At 62.7% G+C, this 10,406-nt stretch carries 10 protein-coding genes; 8 read left to right on the plus strand and 2 right to left on the minus strand.

The genetic code is table 11. The features are described 5' to 3' along the window. Positions 1 to 200 (minus strand): hypothetical protein (locus tag ABI660_RS21325; protein WP_348071904.1); only part of this gene is annotated, 200 nt, incomplete at its 3' end. Between the two features lie 63 nt (positions 201 to 263). On the opposite strand from ABI660_RS21325, the gene ABI660_RS21330 reads away from it, so the two are divergent. The 7 genes from ABI660_RS21330 (at position 264) to ABI660_RS21360 (ending at position 8,570) form a co-directional block, all read left to right on the plus strand. Next, positions 264 to 1,451: a CaiB/BaiF CoA-transferase family protein gene (locus tag ABI660_RS21330; protein ID WP_348071906.1), complete on the plus strand. Its 1,188-nt coding sequence runs from the start codon at positions 264 to 266 to the stop codon at positions 1,449 to 1,451. Between the two features lie 68 nt (positions 1,452 to 1,519). Continuing rightward, positions 1,520 to 2,884, plus strand: coding sequence for an MmgE/PrpD family protein (locus ABI660_RS21335; RefSeq protein ID WP_348071908.1), 1,365 nt, complete (start codon positions 1,520 to 1,522; stop codon positions 2,882 to 2,884). After that, on the plus strand, positions 2,881 to 3,753 hold the full coding sequence (locus ABI660_RS21340; protein WP_348071910.1) for a CoA ester lyase: 873 nt from the start codon (positions 2,881 to 2,883) through the stop codon (positions 3,751 to 3,753). Before ABI660_RS21335 ends, ABI660_RS21340 begins: the two co-directional genes overlap by 4 nt. A gap of 226 nt (positions 3,754 to 3,979) precedes the next feature. After that, positions 3,980 to 4,990 (plus strand): TRAP transporter substrate-binding protein, encoded by a 1,011-nt coding sequence (locus ABI660_RS21345; RefSeq protein WP_348071912.1) that lies wholly within the window; start codon positions 3,980 to 3,982, stop codon positions 4,988 to 4,990. 41 nt (positions 4,991 to 5,031) lie between these two features. Further along, positions 5,032 to 5,568 carry a TRAP transporter small permease gene (locus tag ABI660_RS21350; RefSeq protein ID WP_348071914.1) on the plus strand — a complete coding sequence of 179 codons (537 nt, stop codon included), beginning with the start codon at positions 5,032 to 5,034 and terminating at the stop codon, positions 5,566 to 5,568. Further along, on the plus strand, positions 5,565 to 6,842 hold the full coding sequence (locus tag ABI660_RS21355) for a TRAP transporter large permease subunit (RefSeq protein ID WP_348071916.1): 1,278 nt from the start codon (positions 5,565 to 5,567) through the stop codon (positions 6,840 to 6,842). Before ABI660_RS21350 ends, ABI660_RS21355 begins: the two co-directional genes overlap by 4 nt. A 402-nt stretch (positions 6,843 to 7,244) precedes the next feature. Further along, positions 7,245 to 8,570, plus strand: coding sequence for a S8/S53 family peptidase (locus tag ABI660_RS21360; protein WP_348071918.1), 1,326 nt, complete (start codon positions 7,245 to 7,247; stop codon positions 8,568 to 8,570). Between the two features lie 100 nt (positions 8,571 to 8,670). Here the strand turns inward: ABI660_RS21360 and nth are convergent, their stop codons facing one another. Next, entirely contained in the window at positions 8,671 to 9,312 is a 642-nt protein-coding gene (nth, locus tag ABI660_RS21365) for an endonuclease III (protein WP_348071920.1), read from the minus strand. A gap of 232 nt (positions 9,313 to 9,544) precedes the next feature. On the opposite strand from nth, the gene ABI660_RS21370 reads away from it, so the two are divergent. Then, on the plus strand, positions 9,545 to 10,406 hold an 862-nt coding region (locus ABI660_RS21370), incomplete at its 3' end, for a Tar ligand binding domain-containing protein (protein WP_348071922.1).

A 10,406-nucleotide genomic window follows, 5' to 3' on the forward strand; every position in this document is an offset into this window, starting at 1 on the left:
GAGCCGAAGGCGAGTTCGAGCGAGACCCCGCTTTTGGCGAGCACCGCAGGTTGCCTGGAGCGAAGCGGAAGGACCCAGACCATCGGGTCGCCTTTCTTTTGGGTACTTTTCTTTGGCGACGCAAAGAAAAGTGCCTCGCCCGCCGGGGCGAGACCCGGCTTGCTGGCGAACCGCAGCCTTCGATTCAGCGCTGAAACCATACCCGCATTTGCACCGCAAGAATGTGCAAAGCCCTTGGCAGGCTCCCTCCCCACGGATATTCAATGACCAAACAAACCAGACCCCTTGACGGCATCACCGTCGTCTCCCTCGAACACGCCATCGCCGCCCCGTTCTGCACCAGGCAGCTCGCAGACCTGGGTGCCCGCGTCATCAAGGTCGAGCGTCCGGGCGTTGGTGACTTCGCGCGGGCCTATGACCAGCGGGTCGACGGCATGGCCTCGCATTTCGTCTGGGTGAACCGCTCCAAGGAAAGCCTGACGCTGGACCTGAAGCAAGCCGCGGCACTGGCCGTCCTGAAGGAACTGCTGGCCACGGCCGATGTGCTGGTGCAAAACCTGGCGCCCGGCGCGGCGGCGCGCATGGGTCTGGGCTTTGATGAGCTGAGCGCGGCCTACCCGAAGCTCATCGTCTGCGACATCTCGGGTTATGGCGAAGACGGCCCTTACCGCGACAAGAAAGCCTACGACCTGCTGATCCAGAGCGAAGCCGGTTTCCTCTCGGTGACCGGCACGCCCGACGAGCCCAGCAAATCAGGCAATTCGATTGCCGACATCGCGGCCGGCATGTACGCCTACAGCAGCATTTTGGCGGCGCTGTTGCAGCGTGGCAAAACGGGCAAGGGTTCGCACATCGACGTGTCCATGCTGGAATCGCTGGCCGAGTGGATGGGCTTTCCCATGTATTACGCGTATGCCGGCGCCGCGCCGCCGCCGCGCAGCGCGGCATCGCACGCCACCATCTATCCCTATGGCCCGTTTGCGGCCAGTGATGGCACCGTCATGCTGGGCCTGCAGAACGAGCGCGAGTGGCTGGTGTTCTGCGAAATTGTCCTGGCCCAGCCCGCACTGGCCAAAGACCCGCGCTTCGACAGCAATGCCCGGCGCAACGAACACCGCGATGCGCTCAAGGCCATCATCCTTGCCGCCTTTTCCGGGATGAGCACCAGCGACGTGACGCGCAAGCTCGACGAAGCGCAGATTGCCAACGCCCGCATGAACAGCATGGCCGAACTCTGGGCGCACCCGCAGCTCAAGGCACGCGAGCGCTGGCGCCAGGTGGGCTCGCCCGTGGGTGACATTCCCGCGCTGCTGCCCCCCGGCCGCGTCAGCAGCTTTGAGTACCGCATGGACCCCGTCCCCGCCGTCGGCCAGCATACGCAGGCCATCCTGCGCGAGTTGGGACAGGGTGATGAAGACATCGCTGCGCTGCAGCAGATGGGTGCTATCTAATTGATAGCCGGCTGCGCTGTACACATAAGGGCTGGACGCCTGTTTTGCTTGAAATTATTGTCATAAACATGAACAACACCCCCACCGCCCAACTCGCCGCCTTTGCCGCCAAGCTGCGCTTCGACGCCATCCCTTCACCCGTCGTCCGCAAGGCCGAAGACCTGCTGGTGGACTGGTTCGGCTCGGCGGTTGCGGGCAAGGGCTCGCGTCCGGTCGAGACCATCACAAGTTTTGCGGCCAGCATGGGGCCCAGCGAGGGCGCTGCCGAGGTAGTGATTGGCCGAAGTCGCAGCAGTGCCTACTTTGCCGCCATGGCCAATGCTGCGGCCTCGCACGTGGCGGAGCAGGACGATGTGCACAACGGCTCGGTGTTCCATCCGGCCACGGTGGTATTTCCTGCCGCGCTGGCGATGGCACAAACCCTGGGCAGCAGCGGTCAGCAGCTGCTGACCGCCGCCGTGGTCGGCTATGAGGTCGGCATCCGTGTTGGTGAATTCCTGGGCCGGTCGCACTACAAGGTCTTTCACACCACCGGCACCGCCGGCACGCTGGCCGCCGCCGCCGCAGCCGGCAGCCTGCTGGGCCTGAATGCCGCGCAGATGCAGCATGCCTTCGGTTCTGCCGGTACGCAGTCGGCCGGCCTGTGGGAATTTCTGCGAACAGCCGCCGACTCCAAGCAACTGCACACCGCGCATGCGGCTGCCGCCGGCCTGATGTCGGCCTGCCTGGCGCGCGACGGCTTCACCGGTGCAGCGCACATTCTCGAAGGCCCGCAGGGCATGGCCGCCGGTATGTCCAGCGACGCCGATCCCGCCAAACTGGTCGATGGCCTGGGCACACGCTGGGCCACGGCCGAGACCTCCTTCAAGTACCACGCCTCCTGTCGCCACACGCATCCGGCAGCCGACGCGCTGCTGCAGGTGATGCAGGCCAACGACCTGAAGCCGTCCGACCTGGCGCGCGTGGTCACGCATGTGCACCAGGGTGCCATCGACGTACTGGGGCCGGTCGTCAACCCGGCCACGGTGCACCAGAGCAAGTTTTCCATGGGCACGGTGCTGGCGCTGGTGGCGCGTTTCGGCCACGCCGGCCTGGTCGAGTTTGACCAACACTTCCAGGACGGTCCGACCGTCGCGTTGCGCGACAAAGTCGTGATGGCGCTCGACGCCGAAGTCGATGCCGCCTACCCGCGCCGCTGGATAGGCAAGGTCACCGTCACCACCACCGACGGCCGGGTGCTGCAGGGCCGGGTGGACGAACCCAAGGGCGACCCCGGCAACACCCTGAGCCGCGAAGAGATCACCGCCAAGGCCCTGCGCCTGGCTGCCTTCAGCGGCGGCGCCAGCCCGGGCGACATGCAAGTAGCGGTTGATGCCCTGTGGCAGGTCGCGTCATGGCCGCGTGTTGGCTTGCTGCTGGAAGGCAATGCATGAGTGGTTTCGACGGCCAGCTGCTGGCGCTGGCCCGCTCCTTTCTGTTCGTGCCCGCGACCCGGCCCGAGCGATTTGCCAAGGCGCTGGCCTCAGGCGCTGACGCCGTCATCATCGACATCGAAGATGCGGTTGCTCCCGGCGAGAAGGCGCAGGCGCGGCAACTGCTTGCGCAGGCTTGGCCGGCCCTTCCAACGGCCAGTCGTGCGCGCGTGCTGGTGCGTGTGAATGCGGGCAACACGGCCTGGCATGGCGACGACCTGAACCTGCTGGGCGGGCTGGGTGTGGCTGGCGTGATGCTGCCCAAGGCGGAACAGGCGGCCCAGCTCTCGCATGTCGCGGCGGTGCTGGGCCCTGCATGTGCGCTGGTGCCGATGATTGAATCTGTTGCCGGCCTTGATGCAGCCGATGCACTGGCGCGCAGCCCCCAAGTATTGCGGCTGGCTTTTGGCAACCTCGACTTCCAGGCCGATGCTGGCCTGGTTTGCGAGCCCGACGAAGCCGAGCTGACGGCGGTGCGGTTGGCGCTGTTGTTGGCTTCGCGCCGCGCACAGCTCTCTTCGCCGATCGATGGGGTGACTGTGGACTTGCAGGCTCCGGCGCAACTTGCGCGCGATCTGCTGCGCAGCCGCAGCGGCGGCTTTGGTGCCAAGCTATGCATTCACCCCTCGCAGGTGGTGGCGGTCAATGCTGCATTCACCCCCAGCCCGACCGAGATCGACCGGGCCCGTCGCGTACTCGCTGCCGGTGAGGCTGCTGGCGGTGGCGTGGTCAGCCTCGACGGCCGCATGGTGGATGCGCCGGTGTTGCTGCTTGCGCGGCGCACGCTGGCCCGTACCCTCCATGCCCGTGGAGGCCCCGACCCTACCTGAGAAGGGTTTTCCCAGATGGCTTCCGGAGCCGTTTGCCGCAAGATGGGTGATGCACCTCCAGCCGGCGAGACAAGGGTTATTCCCCGGAGAGGGAGACCCGATGCGACGCTGCTGCAAGACCATGCCCAAGCATCGGTTTATACGTATGGTGATCGAGCGCTGACAAGCCTATATTCCCACCCAGACGCATGCTCAATCCGCAACTTTTATTTAACCAGGAGACAACATGAAAACAATCCATCGTTTGCGCCGCACCCTTCTCGCCACGGCCCTTGCCGCTGGCGTGCTCGCGCTGCCATTTGTCGCATCGGCCCAGTCACCCATCGTGATCAAGTTCAGCCACGTGGTGGCCGAGCAGACACCCAAAGGGCAGGGTGCACTGAAGTTCAAGGAGCTGGCCGAGAAAAAACTGCCGGGCAAGGTGCAGGTGCAGGTTTTCCCGAGCTCGCAGCTGTTCGGTGATGCCAAGGAGCTCGAAGCGCTGTTGCTCGGCGACGTGCAGTTCATCGCGCCTTCGCTGTCCAAGTTCGACCGTTACACCAAGAAGATCCAGGTCTTCGATCTGCCTTTCCTGTTTGACGATATCGATGCGGTGGACCGCTTCCAGTCCGGCCCGCAAGGCAAGGCTTTGCTGGAGGCCATGAAGGGCCGTGGCCTGCTCGGCCTGGGCTACTGGCACAACGGCATGAAGCAGTTGTCCAGCAACAAGGACAAGCTGGTTCGCCCCGATGACGTCAAGGGCCTGAAGTTCCGCATCCAGGCGTCTGATGTGCTTGAGGCACAGTTCCGCGCGCTTGGTGCCAACCCGCAGAAAATGGCCTTCGCCGAGGTCTACCAGGCCTTGCAGACCGGCGTGGTCGATGGTCAGGAAAACACCTGGTCGAACATCTACTCGCAGAAGTTCCATGAAGTGCAGAAGACCATTGCCGAAACCAATCACGGCGTGATCGACTACATGGTCGTCACCAATGCCAAGTGGTGGGACGGTCTGCCAGCTGACGTGCGCAAAGGTCTGGCTGAAGCCATGACCGAAGCCACAGCCCACGCAAACAAGCTGGCTTCTGATATCAACGAAAGCGACCGCAAGAAAATTGAGAGCGCCGGCAAGGCCAAGATCCAGAAGCTCTCCAAGGACGATGTGGGCGCATGGCGCAAGGCCATGGAGCCGGTGTGGAAGAAGTTTGAAGGCGACATCGGGCGTGACCTGATCGATGGCGCCCTGAAGGCCAACAAGTAACCACAAGGAAAGGGCCCGCCTGGCGGGCCCTTTGTACATCCATGCGTTGGCTTGAACATTTAGAGGAAGGTCTGATCACCTTCCTGATGGCGGCAATGACGCTGGTCACCTTCATGCAGGTGATCGCGCGTTATGTTTTCAACTACAGCTTTGTCTGGGCGCTGGAGCTCACCGGGGTCATGTTTGCATGGCTGATTTTCATCGGCATGTCTTATGGCGTGCGTGTTGGTGCCCATATCGGCGTCGACGCTGCGGTCAAGACGCTGGGGCCACGTTCTGCCCGCATCGTCGAGTCGGTCGCCGCCGCGCTTTGTATAGCCTATGCACTGATTGTTGTCGTCGGCGGAGTGCAGTATGTGTACAAGATTTACAGCGTCGGCATTCTGATGCAGGACATCCCCATTCAGAGCTGGATACCGCGCATGGTGTTGCCGCTGGGCTTCCTGTTGCTGGCCTTCCGTTTCGCCCAGATTTTGTGGCGGCTGGCTCGTGGCGAAGATGTCCACCTGCTGGGTGACGAAGCCAAGGACGCCCTCAAGCTCAAGGACGAACCTTCTTTCGGCGAGGCCCACAAATGACCATCGCCGCACTATTCATTCTTCTGTTTGTCTTCATGGCACTGGGCCTGCCCGTCGCCGTGGCATTGGGCCTGTCGTCCATCCTGACCATTTTGATGTTCGCGCAGGACTCGTTGGCCTCGCTCACCCTCAAGCTGTTCGAAACCTCAGAGCTCTACACGCTGCTGGCCATTCCTTTCTTCATTCTGGGTGGCACGTTCATGACCACGGGCGGCGTGGCACGCCGCATGATCCGTTTTGCCAATGCCTGTATCGGCCACCTGCGCGGCGGCCTGGCCATGGCGTCGGTGCTGGCATGCATGCTGTTTGCCGCCGTGTCGGGCTCGTCGCCCGCCACGGTGGTGGCGGTTGGCGCCATCGTGATTGCCGGCATGGTCAAGGCAGGCTACCCGCAGAATTTCGCCGCTGGCGTCATCTGCAACGCGGGCACGCTGGGCATTCTTATTCCGCCGTCCATCGTGATGGTGGTGTATGGTGCGGCGACCGAAACCTCGGTCGGCAAGCTGTTTATGGCCGGTGTCATTCCCGGCGTGCTGCTGGGCCTGATGCTGATGGTGGCCATTTATGTCCGCGCGCGCATGCTGGACCTGCCGCGCCAGCCGCGGGCGAGCATGGCAGAAATGCTCAAGTCGGGCCGCGACTCGCTCTGGGGCCTGCTGCTGATCGTCATCATCCTGGGTGGCATTTACGGCGGTATCTTCACGCCGACCGAAGCTGCGGCCGTGGCTGCCGTTTACGCCTTCTTCATTGCCGTTTTTGTTTACCGCGACATCGGCATGAAGCAGGTGCCCAAGGTGCTGCTGGACTCCGGCAAGGTCACCATCATGCTCATGTTTATCGTGGCCAATGCGCTGCTGTTTGCGCATGTCCTGACCACTGAACGGATTCCCCAGACCATTGCCGAGACCATCGTCGGCTGGGGCATGCCCGCCTGGCAATTCCTGGTTGTGGTTAACATCCTGCTGCTGATCGCCGGCATGTTCATGGAGCCTACCGGCATCATTTTGATCATGGCGCCCATCCTGTTCCCCATCGCTTCACGCCTGGGCATCGACCCGGTTCACCTCGGCATCATCATGGTGGTGAACCTGGAGATAGGCATGGTGACGCCGCCCATAGGCTTGAACCTGTTTGTCACTGCGGGCATCACCAAAATGTCCATCATGGGGGTAGCACGTGCGGCCCTGCCGTGGACGCTGGTGTTGCTGCTGTTCCTGATGATCATCACCTATGTGCCGGCCATCGCCATGTTCCTGCCGAACCTGCTGTTCTGACGTTTTCTGCTTCCCGTTGAATCGCGCCTGATGGCCCGGGTCCGTTCTGCGGCCTCGGGCCTGTTTTTTTTGCTGCGGAGCTGCAAATATTGTTGTGCGGTTTTTCACCGCCACGCGGAACGCCTCGCCAGGCGATGCTGTGGCGGCCGCCTGGCCAGTGGCCCGGCACACCTGCCATGCCCACACCGGGACTTGCTACAAGTGCTTGTTTTATCAACACTTTTTTCCGAGCATCCAACGTGTGGCCGCTGTAGCCGTTGCGCGCATCAGGGGTCATCTCTGCAGGCGCATGACATTGCGCGTTTTCAATGCAAACCGGCGCCTCCCATATTTGTGGGAAGCGCCGCGCCGGCCGGATTCATAAGCTCAGCCCCGACAGTTCAACCAACACAGGGGAAGCTTATGAGCAGCGTCTATTACGCCAAGGTGATCGTCACCCACGGCACGTTTGAAGATTACCGCCGGCAACTGCTTCAGCTGGCAGGGCCGGGCATCGATGTCGGTGTGTTGCAGGTCGGCGTGCACGAAGCACTGGTACGGCCGCATCTGCTGCGCCACATCCGCGCGAGAAATCCCGGCACACCGCTGGACGGCTTGCTGCGCAACGCCGGTGCCAACCGCATCGACTGGATCAAGGAAGAAGAGGTCTACACGCTGTACATGCAGCGTATCGAGGAAGACCTCGATCCCAAGGCCGATATTCCGGCGCCGGATGCCGTGGGCGGCAGGGCATGGCATCACAAGGCCACGAACATCCAGGCAGCCTGGACGGCGCTCGGTGGCCCGGATGCCATCGACTGGCAGGGCGTGCGCGTCGGCCAGCTCGACACCGGCTACACCCAGCACAAGGCCTGGGGTCACGGGCAGCCCGGCGGCACCTGGCTGCTGCAGGACTTGTGCAAAACCATCATGCACCAGCAACTGCCGGTCGGCTGGGCGACGCTTGCGGTGCAGGCCGGCGCCGGCGTGGACACCATGCCCGTTGGTGGCCTTTTTCAGGGCCATGGCACGCGCATAGGCACCACCATCTCCGGCCACGGAGAAGATGCCGGCTTCGTTTTCCACGGAGCGGCGCCCCGCGTGCCGCATGTGGTGGTGCGCATCACCGATTCGGTCGCCATCAATGGCCGGCAAGACGAATTTGCCGAAGGCCTGGACTACCTGGTCGACGTCGCGAAGGTGGATGTCGTCAATGTGAGCCTGGGCGTGTACCCACCGGTGGTGGCTCCCGTCATGCGGCAGGCTCTGGCCAATGCCTATGCCAAGGGGGTGATCGTGGTGTGTGCCGCCGGCAACCATGTGGATCCGGTCGTGCCGCCGGCCAGCCTGCCCGAAACCATTGCAGTGGGGGCGGTGACCTGGCAAAGCCTGCCCTGGCACGGCAGCAGCTTTGGCCCGGAGGTGGACTTCAGCGCGCCAGGGGCGGTCATCAGCAAGGTCATGGCGGTGCGCACAGGCATCGGCAGCGTCATCAAGGGCACTGGCAACGGCACGTCTTACGCAACGGCCATCACCACCGGCGGCGCCGCGCTGTGGCTGCGGTGCTGGGGGCCGCAGATCGCGGCGAACTACGGGCGCACTGGCAAACGCGTGGAAGCCTTCCGCCAGGCAGCCATTGCAAGCTGCCGCAAACCACCGGGCTGGCAGCCCCAGCCGTTTGGCGCCGGCATCATCGATATCGGCCGCCTGTGCACCGAGGCGGATATTGCGCTGCCCGTTATTTTGTAAGTGAAAAGGGTCTGTAGCCCTTTAGATACGGGCGCAGGCAGCTATTAATAAAGTAGCAGCCTGCCCGTAATTACGGGCCAAGCCGCAATCACGGCGGGGCTCACGCCGGCACAGGCGTTTTCGGTGTGTAGTCGCAATAGGGCGCCACCGCGCACTGCCAGCACATTGGCTTGCGCGCCACGCACACATAACGCCCGTGCAGGATCAGCCAGTGGTGCGCGTCCACCAGGTACTCGGGCGGTATGCGCTTGAGCAGCTTCAGCTCGACTTCCAGCGGCGTCTTGCCCGGCGCCAGGCCGGTGCGGTTGCCCAGGCGGAAGATGTGGGTGTCCACCGCCATCGTGGCTTCGCCGAAGGCCGAGTTCAGCACCACGTTGGCCGTCTTGCGGCCCACGCCGGGCAGCGCTTCCAGCGCTTCGCGGCTGCGCGGCACCACACCGCCGTGCTGCGCCACCAGCATGCGGCAGGCCTCCATCAGGTGTTTGGCCTTGCTGCGGTACAGGCCGATGGTCTTGATATAGCTCTCCAGCCCTTCCTGGCCCAGGTTCAGTATTTTCCGCGGCGTGTTCGCCACCGGGAACAGCTTGCGCGTGGCCTTGTTCACGCCCACATCGGTTGCCTGGGCGCTCAGCAGCACGGCCGCCAGCAGCTCGAACACGCTGGTGTATTCCAGTTCGGTCACCGGTAGCGGGTTGGCGGCTTTCAGTGTGGCGAAGAAGGGGGCGATGTCGGCGGTTTTCATGGCGCTAAGTCTAGCTGCGCTCCAAACAGTCTCCGGCGGCAGGCGCTGCGGCGCCTTCCAGGGCGGGAAACGTGCAAAAAGTCCGAAAAAAGGAAGATGAATCCGCCTTGGCCCTCAATCTTTTTCATCTGTTGCCGATAAGTAGAAGGTAGTAGTTTGCAGGCGCGGCATGCCGGGTTTTGTTCAGGGCAGCGCATTTATTAATGAGTTAGCTGAACTTGGGAAGAATCAAATGAACCTCGACAATCTGAAAATCTCCACCCGCCTGATTATTCTGATCAGCGTCCTGTCGGTATTTCTTATGGCCATTGGTGGCATTGGCTTTTTTGGCATAGGGGCGTCCAACGATGCCCTGCGTTCGGTCTATGCGGACCGCACGGTGCCCGCCGGACAACTCGGTGACATCGGGGCGCGGCAGATCTCCAATGAACTGCTTCTCACCGAAGCGCTGCTGAACCCTGCACCGGATGTCGTCGCTTCCAAAATTGCATTGGTGGAGGCCAACATTGCCGCGATCACCAAGAGCTGGGATGCCTACATGCTGACGACGCTCACGAAGGAAGAAGCGGCGCTTGCCAAGGTGTTTACCGAAGAACGCAAGAAGTTCGCGGAGGAAGGGCTCAAGCCTGCACTGGCCGCCCTGCGTGCCAACGACATGAAAGAGGCTCAGCGCTTGCTGAGCGAGAAAGTCGGTCCGCTGTACCACGCAGCCAAGAAAAGCAGTGACGCGTTGGTGCAGTTGCAGCTTGACGAAGCGGAGAAAGCGTTCCATGCAGCGGAGGCACGTTATGCCACGATCCGCATGGTCTCGATTTCGGCCATCGCTGGCGGCATGCTGTTTGCGGGGCTGTTTGGCTGGGTCATGGTCCGCTCCATCGGGCGTCAACTCGGTGCCGAGCCGGGAGAAGCCGCCAGCGTGGCACAAAGTGTGGGCTCGGGTGACCTGAGCATACGCATCGATCTCAAGTCTGGCGACACAAGCAGCCTGATGGCTCAGCTCAAGCTCATGCAGGAAAACCTGATAGGCATCGTCGGCAACGTCCGCCAAGGCACAGACACCATAGCCACCGCCTCCAGCCAGATCGCCGCCGGCA

The sequence above is a fragment of the Polaromonas sp. genome (genome assembly GCF_039930745.1).
Taxonomy (GTDB): Bacteria; Pseudomonadota; Gammaproteobacteria; order Burkholderiales; family Burkholderiaceae_C; genus Polaromonas.